The following is a 16,201-nucleotide window of genomic DNA, read 5'->3' as shown; positions in this document are numbered from 1 at the left end:
CCACTCGTATAATGGCCCGCCATTGGCAACCTGGCCAGCACCGAGAGCGTTTCAACTATGATGTCAACTGCCCAGCATATTCCGAGTAACGGCGAGGAACCTGTATCGATCCTGCAGGAAATTCTCGAGTTTCTCGGCGGCGTCTCGACCCCCGATGCCTGGCTGGATGAGGCCTTGCGCCAGCAGGAAATCCTCCTGCTCGACCACCGCAACCTGGAGTACAAGGCAGCGCAGACGGCCCTGAGCCTGATGGGGCGCTACCTGACCAAGACCGAATTGACCGCGAGAATGTCGCGTTTGGCCCGTGAGGAACTGGTGCACTTCGAGCAGGTGAGCAAGATCATCCGCGGGCGTGGCATCGAGGTTCGCCATGTTTCTGCCTCGCGCTACGCTGCTGGCCTGCGCGCACTATTGCGCGGCGGTGAAGTAGAGCGCCTGGTGGATGTGCTGGTGGTGGGCGCTTTCATCGAGGCACGTTCCTGCGAGCGCTTTGCCGCGCTGGTGCCGCGTCTGGATGCGGAGTTGGCCAAGTTCTACGCCGGGCTGCTGGAGAGCGAAGGGCGCCACTACCGGGGCTATCTCAAGCTCGCCTACCTGTATGGCGATGCGGCTGACGTGGATGCGCGTATTGAGGTGGTGCGTGCGGTGGAGCAGGAACTGATCACCACGCCGGACGAGCAGTTCCGTTTCCATAGCGGTGTGCCTGCAGAGAGCGGCCGCGAAGCGGCCATCTGATGACCCTCTCCCATTTATGGGAGACGACTGCATGGATGCAGGAGGTAGGGCGACGCAGGACGCCAAAGCCGAGGGTGCCCGCAGGGCGAGAGAGGGGGCTTCAGCCTACGCCGTTGCCCTCTCCCCCAGCCCCTCTCCCGCAAGCGGGAGAGGGGAGCAAAACCCAGCAGTCGTTGCCCGGATGAAATCCGGGGCGATCTTGAAGGTTGCTTCCCCGGATTTCATCCGGGCTACGGTCAGGCTGGCGTCAGCTCGAACGGCGCCTGGTTGAAACCTTCGTCATCGATCTGCAGCGCCCAGCCTTGGCGATCCCAATCGCCCAGCACGATGCGCCGAGCTGTCTGGCCATTGACCTCAAGCTCATGCACGGCCGGCCGATGGGTATGACCATGGATCAGCGTACGCACACCGTGCGCGGCCATCACCTTGAGCACCTCTTGCGGTGTGACATCGACGATCTCGCTGGCCTTCATCCGCGTCTGTGCGCGGCTTTCGTTACGCAGCTTACGCGCCAGCTTCTGCCGGGCACTCAGCGGCAGGTTGCGCAGAATCAGCAGCGAAAGCGGATTGCGCAGCCAGCGGCGCAGCTTCATATAGCCGACATCGAGGGTGCACAGGCTGTCGCCATGCATCAGCAGTACCGACTCGCCGCCCATCTGCACCTTGTGCGGGTCGCTCAGCAAGGTGCAGCCCGCCTCACGACAGAAGCGCTTGCCGAGCAGAAAGTCGCGATTGCCATGCATCAGGTAGATACGCGTGCCGCTATCGCTCAGCGTTCGCAGGGCTTGGGCGATCTCATGCTGGAAGGGCGTCATGCCGTCGTCGCCGATCCAGACCTCGAAGAAGTCACCGAGGATGTACAGGGCTTCGGCTTGAGGTGCGCGCGTGGCAAGAAAATGCAGAAACGCCCGGGTGATGTCCGGGCGTTTCTCTTCGAGGTGCAGATCGGAGATCAGCAGGATCATCGACTTACTCGGCTACGACTTCAGCCTTTTCGATGATCACGTCGTCGACCGGTACGTCCTGGTGGCCCGATTTCATGGTGGTGGCCACACCCTTGATCTTCTCGACCACGTCCATGCCTTCGACCACTTCACCGAATACGGCGTAGCCCCAGCCCTGAACGGTCGGCGCGCTGTGGTTGAGGAAAGCGTTGTCGGCGACGTTGATGAAGAACTGCGCGCTGGCCGAATGCGGCTCCATGGTGCGGGCCATGGCGATGGTGCCGACCTTGTTGGCGACGCCATTGTTAGCTTCGTTCTTGATCGGTGCGCGGGTCGGCTTCTGCTTCATGCCTGGCTCGAAACCACCACCCTGGATCATGAAGTTGCCGATTACGCGGTGGAAAATGGTGCCGTCGTAATGGCCTTCCTTCACGTATTGCTCGAAGTTGGCCACGGTTTCCGGGGCTTTGTCGGCGAACAGGTTCAGGGTGATGACGCCGTGGTTGGTGTGCAGTTTGATCATGATCGTATCCGTGATGAGGCAGGTTCGAGCCGCTGGCTCGGGGGTGAACAGCGCTTGTCAGGGTGGTATGCACCCTGTCAGGGGCTTGACAGGTTGGTTATGATACGGACTTTGCCCGAAGCGGCCTACCCTGTGCCGCGCCAGTATTGTTAAGGACACCATGAGCAAGCCTACCGTCGAAAAAGCTGCCAACTTCCTGCGCCCCATCGTCCAGGCTGATCTGGACAGCGGCAAGCACACCACTATCGTGACCCGCTTTCCGCCGGAGCCCAACGGCTACCTGCACATCGGCCATGCCAAGAGCATCTGTCTGAACTTCGGCCTGGCCGAGGAATTCGGTGGCCAGTGCAACCTGCGTTTCGACGACACCAACCCGGCCAAGGAAGACCAGGAATACATCGACGCGATCAAGGCCGACGTCGAGTGGCTGGGCTTCAAGTGGGCCGGCGAGGAGCGCTACGCCTCCAATTATTTCGACCAACTGCACGCCTGGGCCATCGAGCTGATCAAGGCGGGCAAGGCCTTCGTCTGCGACCTGAATGCCGAAGAGATGCGCGAGTACCGCGGCAACCTGACCGAACCGGGCAAGAACAGCCCGTTCCGTGAGCGCAGCGTCGAGGAGAACCTCGACCTGTTCGCCCGCATGAAGGCTGGCGAGTTCCCGGATGGTGCCCGTTCGCTGCGCGCCAAGATCGACATGGCCTCGCCGAACATCAACCTGCGCGACCCGATCCTCTATCGCATTCGCCACGCCCATCACCACCAGACCGGTGACAAGTGGTGCATCTACCCGAGCTATGACTTCACTCACGGTCAGTCGGACGCCATCGAGGGCATCACCCACTCCATCTGCACCCTGGAGTTCGAGGATCATCGCCCGCTATACGAATGGTTCCTGGCCAACCTGCCGGTGCCGGCGCAGCCGCGTCAGTATGAATTCGCACGTCTGAACCTGAACTACACCATCACCAGCAAGCGCAAGCTCAAGCAACTGGTGGACGAAGGTCACGTCAACGGTTGGGACGACCCGCGCATGTCGACCCTGTCCGGCTATCGTCGTCGCGGTTACACCCCGGCTTCGATCCGCACTTTCTGCGACATGATTGGCGTCAACCGCGCCGGCGGCCTGGTGGACATCGGCATGCTGGAATTCGCTATTCGTGACGACCTGGACGCCAACGCCTCGCGTGCCATGTGCGTGCTCAAGCCGCTCAAGGTGGTGATCACCAACTACCCGGAAGGCCAGGTCGAGAACCTGGAGTTGGCGCGCCACCCCAAGCAGGACATCGGTACCCGCGTGCTGCCGTTCTCCCGCGAGATCTACATTGACGCCAGCGACTTCGAGGAAACCCCGCCGGATGGCTTCAAGCGCCTGATCCCGGGCGGCGAAGTGCGCCTGCGTGGCAGCTATGTGATCCGCGCCGATGAAGCCATCAAGGACGCCGCCGGCAATATCGTCGAGCTGCGCTGCAGCTATGACGAGAACACCCTGGGCAAGAACCCGGAAGGGCGTAAGGTCAAGGGCGTGATCCACTGGGTACCGGCCGCCGAGAGCGTCGAGTGCGAAGTGCGTCTTTACGATCGCCTGTTCCGCTCGGCCAACCCGGAGAAGAGCGAAGAGGGCGGGAGCTTCCTCGACAACATCAATCCCGAGTCGCTGGTGGTGCTCACCGGTTGCCGCGCGGAGCCGTCGCTGGCCCAGGCCACTGCCGATGATCGCTTCCAGTTCGAGCGCGAAGGTTATTTCTGCCTGGACAAGGACTCGGCTGCCGGTGCGCTGGTGTTCAACCGCACCGTCACCCTGCGTGACTCCTGGGGGCAGTAAATGGCACTGAGCATTTACAACACCCTGAGCAAAACGAAGGACGCGTTCAAACCGCTGGAAGGCAACAGCGTGCGCATGTACGTGTGCGGCATGACCGTCTACGACTTCTGCCATATCGGTCACGCTCGGGTGATGGTCGCTTTCGACGTGATCACCCGCTGGCTGCGCGCGCGCGGCTATGACGTGACCTACGTGCGCAACATCACTGACATCGACGACAAGATCATCCGTCGTGCCAACGAGAACGGCGAGCCGTTCGAGGCGTTGGTCGAGCGCATGATTGCGGCCATGCATGAAGACGAAGCACGCCTGTCCGTGCTGCGCCCTGACATCGAACCGCGTGCCACCGGCCATATAGCCGGCATGCACCAGATGATTCAGACCCTGATCGACAAGGGCTATGCCTACGCGCCGGGCAATGGCGACGTGTACTACCGCGTCACCAAGTTCGAGACCTACGGCAAGCTGTCGCGGCGCAAGATCGATGAGCTGAAGATCGGCGCGCGCATCGAAGTGGATGAAATCAAGGAAGACCCGTTGGACTTCGTGCTGTGGAAAGGCGCCAAGCCGGGCGAACCGAGTTGGGAGTCGCCCTGGGGCAAGGGCCGTCCGGGCTGGCACATCGAGTGCTCGGTGATGTCCACCTGCTGCCTTGGCGAGACCTTCGACATCCACGGCGGAGGCCCGGATCTGGTGTTCCCGCACCACGAGAACGAGATCGCGCAGAGCGAGGCGGCCACTGGCAAGCAGTACGCCAACGCCTGGATGCACGCCGGTGCGGTGCGCGTGGATGGCGAGAAGATGTCCAAGAGCCTGGGCAACTTCTTCACCATTCGTGAGGTGCTGGAGAAGTACCACCCGGAAGTGGTGCGCTACCTGCTGGTATCCAGTCACTACCGCAGCCCGATCAACTATTCGGAAGAGAGCCTCAAGGAAGCCAAGGGCGCCCTGGAGCGTTTCTACAACGGCCTCAAGGGCCTGCCGGAAGCCGCGCCTGCCGGTGGCGAAGCCTTCGTCGAGCGTTTCGGCGCAGCGATGGACGACGATTTCAACTCGCCGGAAGCCTGCGCCGTGCTGTTCGAGATGATTCGCGAGGTCAACCGCCTGCGTGAGTCGGACGTGCAGGCCGCTGCCGGCCTGGCCGCCCAGCTCAAGCAACTGGCCAGCGTGCTCGGCGTGCTGCAACTGGAGCCGGAAGCCTTCCTTCAGGCCGGTGCTGCCGGCAAGGTCGATGCAGCGGAGGTCGATGCGCTGATCGCTGCGCGCCTGCAGGCCCGCGCCGACAAGAACTGGGCGGAAAGTGACCGTATCCGCGACCAGCTCACTGCCATGGGCGTGGTACTGGAGGACGGTAAGGGTGGCACCACCTGGCGCCTTGCCGAGTAATTGCTGCGCTGAACGACAAAGGCCGCTTTCCAGCGGCCTTTGTCATTTCCGGGATAAGTACTCGTGCGGTTTGCGAGCGTCGAAACGCTCAGCCCAGCGGTATTCGCGAAAACGCTCGACGATGAAATCGATGAATACCCGCGTCTTGGCCGGCAGCAGTTTCTGTGCGCTGAAGTACAGGCTTAGGCTGCCGGTATCGACGTACCAGTCGGGTAATACCCGCTGCAGACTGCCGCGTTGCAGATAGTGCAGCGCGTGGACGGTGCTGACCAGGGTGATGCCAAGGCCTTGCAGAGCGGCATGGCAAGCCGCCTCGGGATCGTTCATGGTCATGCGCTGCTTCAGTTCGAGGGTGGCTTGCTGGTCGTCACGGGTACGCAGTGGCCAAGTGCGTACGCGGCCAGTCTGCGGTGAACGGATGAGGATGCCGTCGTGCAGGGGCAGATCCTCCGGTCGTGTGATGGGCGCGTGCCTGGCGAGATAGGCCGGAGCCGCCAGCAGCACCCGGTGGGCAGGCGCCAACTGCCGGGCAATCGCGCCGGGAGGCAATTCGAAGCCGCCGCCGATAGCCGCGTCGAAGCCTTCACCGATGAGATCGACGGCGCGGTTGTCGAAGTGCCAGTCCGGGATGATCGCTGGGTAGCGTGCAAGGAAATCGGCCAGGTGCGGCAGGATGTAGTCGCGCCCGAAAGCCACGCCCATGCTCACCTTGAGAGTGCCTGCCGGCTGGCCCTGGCTGCTTGCCAGGTTGGCCACCGCGCCCTGGATACTCGCCAGCCCGCCCGACACTTCTGCAAGAAAACGCTCGCCGGCTTCGGTCAGGGTCAGGCGTCTGGTGCTACGTAGGAACAGGCGCACACCGAGGCTGGACTCCAGGCGTGCGACGTTCTTGCCAACGGCTGCCGGGGTCAGGCCCAGGCGCCGCGCGGCTTCGGCGAAGCTGCCTGCCTCGGCGGTGCGGACGAAGCACTCGATGCTGCTGAGGGTTTCCATGGCTACTCCATAAACCTTTGGTATCGACTGAATATCGTGATTGCCAGCTTATCGGTTTTGAATCTCGGGTGAATACTGAGGGCGTGTTCCATTCAACCCCTCAGTTTCAGGAGATTCCCCATGAGCACTCAGAAAACCCTCGAAAACAAGGTCGCCTTCATTCAGGGCGGCTCCCGCGGTATCGGTGCCGCCATTGCCCAGCGCCTGGCAAAGGAAGGTGCTGCCGTTGCACTGACCTATGTTTCCTCAGCGGCAGGTGCCCTCGATGTGATGCGTGCAATCGAAGCCGGCGGCGGCCGCGCTATCGCCATCCAGGCCGACAGCCGTGACGAGCAGGCCATTCGCGCCGCCATCCGCCACACGCAGGAGAGTTTCGGGCGCCTCGATATCCTGGTGAACAACGCCGGTGTGCTGGCTGTAGCACCCATCGATGAATTCAGCATCGAGGATCTGGATCGAACCCTGGACGTCAACGTGCGCAGCGTGGTGATCGCCAGCCAGGAGGCCGCTCGGTTGATGGGTGAGGGCGGTCGCATCATCACCATCGGCAGCACCAACGCCGAGCGCATGCCGTTCGCCGGTGGTTCGGTCTATGCGCTGAGCAAGGCGGCGGTGGCCGGTTTCACCAAGGGCCTGGCGCGTGATCTGGGGCCGCGTGGCATCACCGTCAACAATGTGCAGCCGGGCCCGGTGGATACCGACATGAACCCGGATCAGGGGGATTTCGCCGAGTCGCTGAAGCAGACCATGGCCCTGCCGCGCTACGGCAAGGCCGAGGAAATCGCCAGTTTCGTGGCCTATCTGGCAGGCCCGGAGGCGGCTTATATCACCGGTGCCAACCTGACCATCGACGGTGGCTTCTCGGCCTGACAAAGTTGGCAGTGTGGCCGGTAGGGTGCGCTGCGCACACCGATGCTGCCCGCGCTCACGCGCCCTGCGAGGATTAGGTCACGGCTCGATAGCATCGAGTAGTTGCAGTGCCAGGCGTACTCGTTCGGCATTGGGGTAATTGCGGTTGGCGAGTATCACCAGCCCGGTATCGCGCGCCGGTAGCAGCAGGATGTAGGCGCCGAAACCATTGGTCGAACCCGTCTTGTTCAGCAGCTGATCGCCTTCGGCTGGTTTGGGCACGCTGAAGCGTTCCACGGTCTGGGGTTGCAGCGCCATTTCCGCTGAGTTGCCGGCCTGCAGTTTCTCCAGGCTGATGGGGTAGGCGTAGCGCTCCCAGCCCAGTGCCTGGGTCATGTCACCGACCTGGTAATAGCCGCGATGGGTGGAGCTGATGGCTTGATGCAGCGCTGCGGGCAGTTTGTCCGGGCGCAGGTTGGCGTCGATGAAGCGCAGCATATCGGTGGCACTGGATTTCAGACCGTAGGCTTCGGCGTCCAGTGCGCCGGGGTTTACCCGCACAGGTCTGTCATCGCGATAACCCCAGGCATAACGCGCCATCTGCTCGGCGGGTATCTGCACGTAGCTTTCCTGCAGGTCCAGTTGTGGCAGCAGATCCTTCTCCATCAACTGTTGAAACGGCTCGGCCAGGCTGGCAGCTGCCAGGTAACCGAACAGGCCGATGCTGGGGTTGGAGTACAGACGCTGTGTCCCTGGCGGGTAGACCGCCTGCCAGTTGCGGTAGTAATCGAACATCTGCTGTTCATTGCTGACTGCGTCTGGAAACTGCAGCGGTAAGCCGCCCGCTGTGTAGGTGGCCAGATCCAGCAGGCTGATGTGATCGAAGGCGCTGCCACGCAGGGCTGGCAGGTACTGGCTGGCGTTGTCGCTGAGGTTCAGCGTGCCGCGGGCTTCGGCGTAGGCACCGAGGGTGGCAGTGAACAGTTTGCTGATCGAACCCAGCTCGAACAGGGTGTGGCGATCCACGGCCTTGCCGCTTTCGCGCGAGGCAACACCGTACTCGAAGAAATGCGACTGTCCCTTGTGGCTGATGGCAATGGCCATGCCGGGAATGGAGTAGGCCTGCATCATTGGTTTCACGGCAGCATCGACTGCCTGGTTCAGTTCGGCGAAGGCCGCCTGACTGCTGAGGCACAGACCGAGCGTGACAAGCAGGGGGCGAAGGGATGAGCGCATGATCGTTCCTTGTCAGTTCATCGGGGGCAGTCGGCGGGGAACCGAGGTCTTCTTGACGATGGCGGTATTGGTTTCGGCGTAGCCGTTGATGCGGTCGAGCACTTCGTCCAGCTGTTCCATGGAGCGTACGTGCAGGCGAGCGACGAAACAGTCCTCGCCAGTGACCTTGTCGCACTCGGTGAACTCCGGCGTGGCCTGAAGCAATCGCTCCACCTCGTGTAGTTTGCCGGGCAGCGGTCGCACGCGAACGATGGCCTGCAACTGATAGCCAAAATGACGTGGATCGATCTCCACCGTATAGCCCTTGAGCACGCCACGTTCCTCCAGGCGGCGCAAGCGTTCGGCCACGCTGGGGGAGGAAAGGCCACTGATCTGCGCCAGGGCTTTGAGCGAGCGTCGCGAATCTTCCATCAGTGCGGCGATCAGGGTCTGGTCGATTTCATCGGTCATTGCAGGCCTCGTTAGGCAAAAGCCGAAATCTGCCGTTGTAAAAAAGGCGATAGTCGGATTCTGCCTCAGATTCTCCATGGTGAGTGAAGTTGCACCTTCGGATAATTATTGCCTCTCTCGATGAGGCTCGACCCATGGATAACAACCTCAAACGCGGCTCGCTGGAAATGGTCGCCGCCATGTTGATTTCCGGCACTATCGGTTGGTTCGTGCTGGTATCCGGCCAGGCCGTGGTCGATGTAGTGTTCTGGCGCTGCCTGATCGGCGGCGTGCTGCTATTGGTCTGCGCCGCGTTGGGCCTGCTGCGCGCCGAGCTGCTGGGGCGACGAGTATTACTGCTGGCCGTGCTCAGCGGTGTGGCCATTGTCGGCAACTGGCTGCTGTTGTTCGCCTCCTATGCACAGGCCTCCATCGCCGTCAGTACCGTGGTGTACAACGTCCAGCCATTCATGCTGGTGGGCTTGGCGGCGCTGTTTCTTGGCGAGCGGATCACCTTGCACAAGCTTGGTTGGCTGGCACTGGCCTTCATCGGCATGTTGGCGATCGTCAGTGCACATGGTCAGGGCGTGGTGACCGGTGCCAACTACCTGTTGGGTATCGCCCTGGCGCTGGCTGCGGCGCTGCTCTATGCGGCTGCAGCACTGATCGTCAAACGTCTCAGCGGTACGCCGCCGCACCTGATTGCCTTGATCCAGTTGCTAACGGGGGGGCTGATGCTGGCGCCGTTGATGGAGTGGCAGCTACCGCAGGGTGATGTCGCCTGGGCCAGCCTGGCGACGCTGGGCATCGTGCACACCGGATTGATGTACATGCTGCTGTATGGCGCGATCCAGAAGCTGCCGACCGCGCTGACCGGTGCGCTGTCGTTCATCTACCCGGTCGCGGCGATCCTGGTCGACTGGCTGGCCTTCGACCATTGGTTGAGTGCACTGCAGTGGCTCGGTGTAGCGGCCATCCTGTTGGCGGCAGCGGGCATGCAACAGGGCTGGCGACTGGGAATCAGGGCGAGACGCCCTGTCAGGGTCTGACACCTTGTTCGCGCAAACGCTTGTACAGGGTATTGCGGCTTAGACCGAGGTGACGGGCGAGGTAGGAGATATTGCCGCCGCAAGCCTGGTACTGGCTGGCCAGATCATCGGACTCGAGATGCGCTGGCAGGGGCACCTCCGTTGGCAGGTCGAGGAAGAAGTCGTCCGGCAGGTGCTCGGCGCGGATGGGCTGGTCGTCGGCCATGGCCAGCGCCACGCGCAGCACGCTGCTGAGCTGGCGCAGGTTGCCGGGCCAAGGGTGGTGCTGGAACAGCTCCAGCACCTCGCGGCTGATGCCTGCGTGCTGGTGAGGCTCGCGGTGCTGCTCCCAAAGACGCTGGAACAGTGCCTGCCTGTCGCTGCGTTCGCGCAGTGGCGGCAGTTCCAGGTTCAGGCCGCTGATGCGGTAGTACAGGTCGGCGCGGAACTGGCCGCTATCGACGTCCTGGCGCAGCGGGCGATTGGTGGCGGATACCAGGCGTACATCGACCGGGTGCAACTCGCTGCTGCCCAGCGGTTGTACGCAGCGCTCCTGTAGCACACGCAGCAGCCGAGCCTGCACGCGCAGCGGCATGTCGCCGATCTCGTCGAGAAACAGGGTGCCTTTGTGCGCCTTGCGGATCAGTCCGACATGGCCTTTCTGGCTGGCGCCGGTAAAAGCACCTTTTTCGTAACCGAACAGCTCTGACTCCACCAGCTCTGCCGGGATGGCTGCGCAGTTGACCGCGATGAACGGCTGACCAGCGCGCGAGCTGGCCTGGTGCAGGGCTTTGACGAAGACCTCCTTGCCGGCGCCGGTTTCGCCCTGTACCAGGATGGGAATGTCCTTTTCCAGTAGGCGTTCGGCCTGGCGAATGGCCTTGTCCATGCGTGCATCGCCCAGGCTCAGCGCATGCAGTCGTGGCTCCTCAGGCGCGCTGTGCGTGGCGGGCGGGCGGAAATCGCGCGCCCGGATCGGCGCGGGCCGGGCAGGGCGCCGTACCTGTGCGTGAAAACGAAAGTGGCCGCTGGTGCGCAGGTTGAACGGCTGGCCGTCCGGCTGGTTGAGTAACTGCTGCAGCGGTACGTCGAACAGTTGCTCGATGGCGCCGTAGGTCAAAGGCTGGCCGAGCAGATTGTCGGCACGGCGGTTGGCCGACACCACGTGGCCCTGTTCGTCGAACACAACCAGACCGGCCCAGGGGCTGTCGAGGTTGTCCAGGCTGGTGTTGAAGCTGAGCAGGTGGTACTGGTCGGCGAACAGTTTGAGGATCAGCCGGTTTTCCACCGACTGGCTCATCATCTTGACCATGCCCAGGGTATGCGCCGGTGGCAGGTAGCTGTCGCTGGACACATCGAGCACGGCGATCATGCGCCGCTGTTCGTCGAAGATCGGCGAGGCCGAACCGGTCATGAAACGGTTGGCCTTGAGAAAGTGCTCGTCGTGCTGGATATGCACGGCCTGGCCGCAACTGAGTGCGGTGCCGATGGCGTTGGTGCCGGTGTAACGCTCCAGCCAGCTGGCGCCAGCGACGAAGCCGGCGGCCTGGCGTGGCTCGATGAAGCGCTGGTCGCCCCAGGATTGCAGCAGCCGGCCCTGATCGTCGGCAAGCATGATCAGGCAGTTGGAGTTGGAAAGGATGGTGCCGTAGTAGGGCAGCACTTCCTGGTGAGTGGTCTGCACCAGGGCCTGGCGGCTTTCCAGCAGGGCCGAGAGATCGCCGGGCGCCGGCGGGTCGAAGCGTGGCGCGCTCTGGTGAGTCAGGCCGTAGTCACGGCAACGCGACCAGGACTCCTGGATGATGGCGTCGTGCGCTGGGGCGCGGGCAGCGTCGGTCATGGGCGGTCTCTTCTTGTTGGTTCGCGATCTGCGCCGCGATCGATCCAGTTTCGTTCAAGCCTGTTCAAAGTCAACGAACGAATTGTTCAGTTGTTCACATTCAACTGTTCAAAAGTGTTCAGTGGCAAACTGGTCGTGAGCTGCTCGTTGACAGTTTTTTCGATTCTGATCAAAGAGATGTGCTGGTTTTTGGGGCGATGGCATGCTTGTCGCTATCGATGTTCGCAATCGAATGGCACGACAAGAAAAAGGACAGGCCATGTCGCTCACGCTCGAACACGTCACCCGTATCGTCGACGGCCAGGTGCATATCGACGATGCCTGCCTGAGTTTCGAACCGGGCTCCTTCAACGTTCTGCTCGGCCGTACCCTGGCTGGCAAGACCAGCCTGATGCGCCTGATGGCCGGGCTGGATCGGCCCAGCAGCGGCCGGGTGCTGATGAATGGCGCCGATGTCACCGGCGTGCCGGTGCGCCAGCGCAACGTGTCGATGGTCTATCAGCAGTTCATCAACTACCCGACCCTGACGGTGTTCGAGAACATCGCCTCGCCGCTGCGCCAGGCCGGTGTGGCCAAGGAGCAGATCGTCGAGAAGGTCGAGGCCACGGCGCGCATGCTGCGCATCGACAAACTGCTGTCGCGTTATCCGCTGGAACTCTCCGGCGGCCAGCAACAGCGCACGGCCATGGCCCGGGCACTGGTCAAGGATGCTTCGCTGATCCTCTTCGACGAACCACTGGTCAACCTCGACTACAAGCTGCGCGAAGAGCTGCGCCAGGAAATGCGCGAGCTATTCCAGGCGCGCCATACCATCGCCATCTACGCCACCACCGAGCCCAATGAGGCGTTGGCCCTGGGCGGCACCACCACCATCCTGCACGAGGGACGGGTGGTGCAGAGTGGCAAGACCGCCGAGGTCTACCATCGTCCACAACAGGTGCTGGCCGCCGAGCTGTTCTCGGAGCCTGCGATCAACCTGATGCCGGGGCGCATCAGCGGTTCCGAGGTGAGCTTCGCCGACTGCGTACACTTTCCGCTCAACCCGGATCTGCGCGGCATCGCCGAGGGTGACTACCGCTTCGGTGTGCGCCCCAGCCATATCGGCCTGGTGCCGTCCAATGACGATGATCTGGAGTTGGCGGTAACCGTCGAGCTGGCCGAGATCAGCGGCTCGGAAACCTTCCTGCATGTGCGCAACGAGCAGTTCGTGCTGGTGCTGCATTTGCCGGGTGTGCACGAGTACGCGGTGGATACACCGATCCTGATCTACATCCCGACCCACAAGCTGTTCGTCTTCGCTGCCGATGGGCAGTTGGTGCAGGCGCCCAGTCGTCGTCAGGGGAGGGCCGCCTGATGGCCGAGATCCGTTTGCACAACCTCGCGCACAGCTACAGCGGCACGCCGAAAGCGCCGGAAGACTATGCGATTCGCGAGATGAACCATATCTGGCAGCAGGGCGGCGCCTATGCGCTGCTGGGGCCGTCAGGCTGCGGAAAGTCGACCTTGCTCAACATCATCTCTGGGCTGCTCAGCCCGTCGCAGGGCGAGGTGCAGTTCGACGGTAAGGCGGTCAACACGCTGTCGCCGCAGCAGCGCAACATCGCTCAGGTTTTCCAGTTTCCGGTGGTCTACGACACCATGACGGTGTTCGACAACTTGGCCTTCCCGCTGCGTAACCAGGGCATGGACGAGGCGCGGGTGATGAGCAAGGTGCACGAGATCGCCGAGGTGCTGGAGCTGCATCCGCTGCTGCACAAGAAGGCGTGCAACCTCACTGCCGACGAGAAGCAGAAAGTCTCCATGGGCCGTGGCCTGGTGCGTGATGATGTCTCGGCGATCCTCTTCGACGAGCCGCTGACGGTGATCGACCCGCACCTGAAGTGGAAGCTGCGGCGCAAGCTCAAGCAGATCCACGAGCAGTTCAACATCACCATGGTCTACGTCACTCACGACCAGCTTGAGGCTTCCACCTTCGCCGACAAGATCGCGGTGATGTATGGCGGGCAGATCGTCCAGTTCGGCACGCCGCGCGAACTGTTCGAGCGCCCCGGGCACACCTTCGTCGGCTATTTCATCGGCAGCCCGGGGATGAATCTGATCGACGTGCAGCGCTGTGAGGGCGGAGTGCGCTTCGCCGGCACCCAGCTACCACTCTCCGACGCGCTCAATCGGCGTCTGGCCGAACTAGATGGCAAGCGCCTGCAGGTGGGCATCCGCCCCGAGTTCGTGCACATCTGGGATGGCGCCTACGAAGACGCGCTGTGCGGCCAGGTGCTGCATGTCGAGGATCTCGGTACCTACAAGATTCTCACCTTCAACCTCGATGGCCAGGTACTCAAAGCGCGTTTGCAGGAAGACCAGCCAGTGCCGCGCGAGCAGGTGTACCTGAGTTTTCCGGCGCAGTGGCTGATGCTCTATGCCGACGACTACCTGGTGGAGGTGGCGCCATGAAGGTGCAGAACAACAAGGCCTGGTGGCTGGTGCTGCCGGTATTCCTGTTGGTGGCGTTCAGCGCCATCGTGCCGATGATGACGGTGGTCAATTACTCGGTGCAGGACATCTTCGACCCGTCCACGCGCTACTTCGTCGGCGTCGACTGGTATCGCCAGGTGCTGCAGGATCCGCGCTTACATGACTCGCTACTGCGCCAGTTCATCTTCTCCGCGTGCGTGCTGCTGATCCAGATTCCGCTGGGCATCGCCATCGCCCTGTGCATGCCGACGCGCGGGCGCTGGGCCTCGCTGTGCCTGATCCTGATGGCCATTCCACTGCTGATTCCGTGGAACGTGGTCGGCACCATCTGGCAGATCTTCGGGCGCGCCGACATCGGTTTGATGGGCTGGGCGCTGAACAGCCTGGGCATCAGCTACAACTATGCCTCCAACACCATGGACGCCTGGGTGACGGTGCTGATCATGGATGTCTGGCACTGGACGTCTCTGGTGGCGCTGCTGTGCTACTCGGGGCTGCGCGCGATTCCCGATGTCTACTACCAGGCGGCGCGTATCGACCGCGCGTCGAACTGGGCGGTGTTCCGCCATATCCAGCTGCCCAAGCTCAAGAGCGTGCTGCTGATCGCGGTGATGCTGCGCTTCATGGACAGCTTCATGATCTACACCGAGCCCTTCGTGCTCACCGGTGGCGGGCCGGGCAATGCCACCACCTTCCTCAGCCAGACCCTGACGCAAATGGCCATCGGCCAGTTCGACCTGGGCCCGGCCGCGGCATTCTCGCTGGTGTACTTCCTGATCATCCTGCTGGTGTCCTGGCTGTTCTACACCGCCATGACCCACGACGACAAAACCCGCTGAGGCCGACCATGACGCTACGCAAACGCCTGGTGCTGCTGATCTATTTCCTGTTCCTGCTGGTGCCGATCTACTGGCTGCTGAACATGTCGTTCAAGAGCAACACCGAGATCCTCGGCGGCCTCAGCCTATGGCCGCAGAGTTTCACTCTCGATAATTACCGGGTGATCTTCACCGACCGCAGCTGGTACGAGGGCTACCTCAACTCGCTGTACTACGTCAGCCTCAACACCCTGATCTCCCTCAGTGTGGCGCTACCGGCAGCCTATGCCTTCTCGCGCTATCGCTTTCTCGGCGACAAGCACCTGTTCTTCTGGCTGCTGACCAACCGCATGGCGCCACCGGCGGTGTTCCTGCTGCCGTTCTTCCAGCTGTACTCGTCCATTGGCCTGTTCGACACTCATATCGCCGTGGCCCTGGCGCACTGCCTGTTCAACGTGCCGCTGGCGGTGTGGATTCTCGAAGGCTTCATGTCCAGCGTACCCAAGGAAATCGACGAGACGGCCTATATCGACGGTTACAGCTTTCCGAAATTCTTCGTGAAGATCTTCATTCCGTTGATCCGCTCCGGTATCGGCGTCACTGCCTTCTTCTGCTTCATGTTCTCCTGGGTCGAGCTGCTGCTGGCGCGCACCCTGACCTCGGTGGACGCCAAACCCATCGCGGCGGTGATGACCCGTACGGTGTCCGCGTCGGGGATCGACTGGGGCGTGCTGGCTGCTGCCGGGGTGTTGACCATCCTGCCGGGGATGCTGGTGATCTGGTTCGTTCGCAACCATGTGGCTAAGGGCTTCGCCCTCGGTCGCGTGTAAGGGAGGTTCGTCATGAGCTGGATGGCCTGGACTCTACCGACCGCGCTGTTCTTCACCGGCATCGCCGTGCTGCTGGCCGGCATGACGCTGGTCGAGCTGCGCTGGCCGTGCGTCGAACGCAAGGGATTTCTGCCGATCACCACCACCCGTGGGGATCGGCTGTTCATCGGTCTGCTCGGCAGCGCCTACCTGCACCTGCTGGTAATCGGCGTGACCGACTGGAGCGTGTGGATAGCTTCGCTGCTATCGCTGTTGTGGTTGTGCGCAGTAATGCGCTGGGGCTGAGCCGGGCT

16 protein-coding genes are annotated in these 16,201 nt (G+C 62.3%); 10 read left to right on the top strand and 6 right to left on the bottom strand.

What is annotated here, in order from left to right; all coding sequences use genetic code 11:
- Positions 1 to 57: 57 nt before the first annotated feature.
- Entirely contained in the window at positions 58 to 735 is a 678-nt protein-coding gene (locus C7A17_RS24570) for a MiaE family protein (RefSeq protein ID WP_106741678.1), read from the top strand.
- A gap of 236 nt (positions 736 to 971) precedes the next feature.
- On the opposite strand, the gene C7A17_RS24560 is transcribed toward C7A17_RS24570, so the two are convergent.
- Together C7A17_RS24560 and C7A17_RS24555 are read right to left on the bottom strand one after the other, a co-directional pair.
- Positions 972 to 1,700: a UDP-2,3-diacylglucosamine diphosphatase gene (locus C7A17_RS24560; protein WP_106741675.1), complete on the bottom strand. Its 729-nt coding sequence runs from the start codon at positions 1,698 to 1,700 to the stop codon at positions 972 to 974.
- Between the two features lie 4 nt (positions 1,701 to 1,704).
- A complete protein-coding gene (locus tag C7A17_RS24555) occupies positions 1,705 to 2,202 on the bottom strand; it encodes a peptidylprolyl isomerase (RefSeq protein WP_072424163.1) in 498 nt (165 codons plus the stop codon).
- Between the two features lie 160 nt (positions 2,203 to 2,362).
- Between C7A17_RS24555 and C7A17_RS24550 the strand changes: the two genes are divergently transcribed.
- Positions 2,363 to 4,027 carry a glutamine--tRNA ligase/YqeY domain fusion protein gene (locus C7A17_RS24550; RefSeq protein ID WP_106741673.1) on the top strand — a complete coding sequence of 555 codons (1,665 nt, stop codon included), beginning with the start codon at positions 2,363 to 2,365 and terminating at the stop codon, positions 4,025 to 4,027.
- Complete coding sequence (gene cysS / locus C7A17_RS24545) at positions 4,028 to 5,413, top strand: cysteine--tRNA ligase (protein WP_106741670.1); 1,386 nt, start codon at positions 4,028 to 4,030, stop codon at positions 5,411 to 5,413. It abuts the gene before it with no gap.
- Positions 5,414 to 5,455: 42 nt separating this feature from the next.
- Here the strand turns inward: cysS and C7A17_RS24540 are convergent, their stop codons facing one another.
- A complete protein-coding gene (locus C7A17_RS24540; protein WP_106741668.1) occupies positions 5,456 to 6,406 on the bottom strand; it encodes a LysR family transcriptional regulator in 951 nt (316 codons plus the stop codon).
- A 120-nt stretch (positions 6,407 to 6,526) separates the two neighbouring features.
- Between C7A17_RS24540 and C7A17_RS24535 the strand changes: the two genes are divergently transcribed.
- Complete coding sequence (locus C7A17_RS24535; RefSeq protein ID WP_106741664.1) at positions 6,527 to 7,276, top strand: 3-oxoacyl-ACP reductase family protein; 750 nt, start codon at positions 6,527 to 6,529, stop codon at positions 7,274 to 7,276.
- Positions 7,277 to 7,354: 78 nt separating this feature from the next.
- Here the strand turns inward: C7A17_RS24535 and ampC are convergent, their stop codons facing one another.
- Both ampC and C7A17_RS24525 read right to left on the bottom strand, forming a co-directional pair.
- Positions 7,355 to 8,491, bottom strand: coding sequence for a class C beta-lactamase (gene ampC / locus C7A17_RS24530; protein WP_106741662.1), 1,137 nt, complete (start codon positions 8,489 to 8,491; stop codon positions 7,355 to 7,357).
- Positions 8,492 to 8,503: 12 nt separating this feature from the next.
- On the bottom strand, positions 8,504 to 8,941 hold the full coding sequence (locus tag C7A17_RS24525) for an Lrp/AsnC family transcriptional regulator (RefSeq protein ID WP_106741659.1): 438 nt from the start codon (positions 8,939 to 8,941) through the stop codon (positions 8,504 to 8,506).
- A gap of 134 nt (positions 8,942 to 9,075) precedes the next feature.
- On the opposite strand from C7A17_RS24525, the gene C7A17_RS24520 reads away from it, so the two are divergent.
- Entirely contained in the window at positions 9,076 to 9,969 is an 894-nt protein-coding gene (locus C7A17_RS24520; RefSeq protein WP_106741657.1) for a DMT family transporter, read from the top strand.
- On the opposite strand, the gene C7A17_RS24515 is transcribed toward C7A17_RS24520, so the two are convergent.
- Positions 9,959 to 11,788 (bottom strand): sigma-54-dependent Fis family transcriptional regulator, encoded by a 1,830-nt coding sequence (locus tag C7A17_RS24515; protein ID WP_106741654.1) that lies wholly within the window; start codon positions 11,786 to 11,788, stop codon positions 9,959 to 9,961. The two genes, C7A17_RS24520 and C7A17_RS24515, sit on opposite strands and share 11 nt — an antisense overlap.
- A gap of 259 nt (positions 11,789 to 12,047) precedes the next feature.
- Between C7A17_RS24515 and C7A17_RS24510 the strand changes: the two genes are divergently transcribed.
- Genes C7A17_RS24510 through C7A17_RS24490 form a run of 5 tightly spaced genes read left to right on the top strand, consistent with a single transcriptional unit; the run spans position 12,048 to position 16,193 of the window.
- On the top strand, positions 12,048 to 13,142 hold the full coding sequence (locus tag C7A17_RS24510; protein WP_106741652.1) for an ABC transporter ATP-binding protein: 1,095 nt from the start codon (positions 12,048 to 12,050) through the stop codon (positions 13,140 to 13,142).
- The gene (locus tag C7A17_RS24505; protein WP_106741649.1) at positions 13,142 to 14,239 is read left to right on the top strand and encodes an ABC transporter ATP-binding protein; all 1,098 of its coding nucleotides are present in this window, start codon (positions 13,142 to 13,144) and stop codon (positions 14,237 to 14,239) included. Before C7A17_RS24510 ends, C7A17_RS24505 begins: the two co-directional genes overlap by 1 nt.
- Positions 14,236 to 15,099, top strand: coding sequence for a carbohydrate ABC transporter permease (locus tag C7A17_RS24500; protein WP_106741646.1), 864 nt, complete (start codon positions 14,236 to 14,238; stop codon positions 15,097 to 15,099). The genes C7A17_RS24505 and C7A17_RS24500 overlap by 4 nt, the downstream gene beginning before the upstream one ends.
- Before the next feature lie 8 nt (positions 15,100 to 15,107).
- Complete coding sequence (locus C7A17_RS24495) at positions 15,108 to 15,908, top strand: carbohydrate ABC transporter permease (RefSeq protein ID WP_017676715.1); 801 nt, start codon at positions 15,108 to 15,110, stop codon at positions 15,906 to 15,908.
- Positions 15,909 to 15,920: 12 nt separating this feature from the next.
- Positions 15,921 to 16,193, top strand: a complete 273-nt coding sequence (locus C7A17_RS24490; protein WP_106741644.1) for a DUF2160 domain-containing protein — start codon at positions 15,921 to 15,923, stop codon at positions 16,191 to 16,193.
- Positions 16,194 to 16,201 lie beyond the last annotated feature (8 nt).

The sequence above is a fragment of the Pseudomonas mendocina genome (assembly GCF_003008615.1).
In the GTDB taxonomy this organism is placed as follows: domain Bacteria; phylum Pseudomonadota; class Gammaproteobacteria; order Pseudomonadales; family Pseudomonadaceae; genus Aquipseudomonas; species Aquipseudomonas mendocina_C.
The sequence above is the reverse complement of the archived record's forward strand: the minus strand, read 5'-3'. Positions and strand labels throughout refer to the sequence as shown.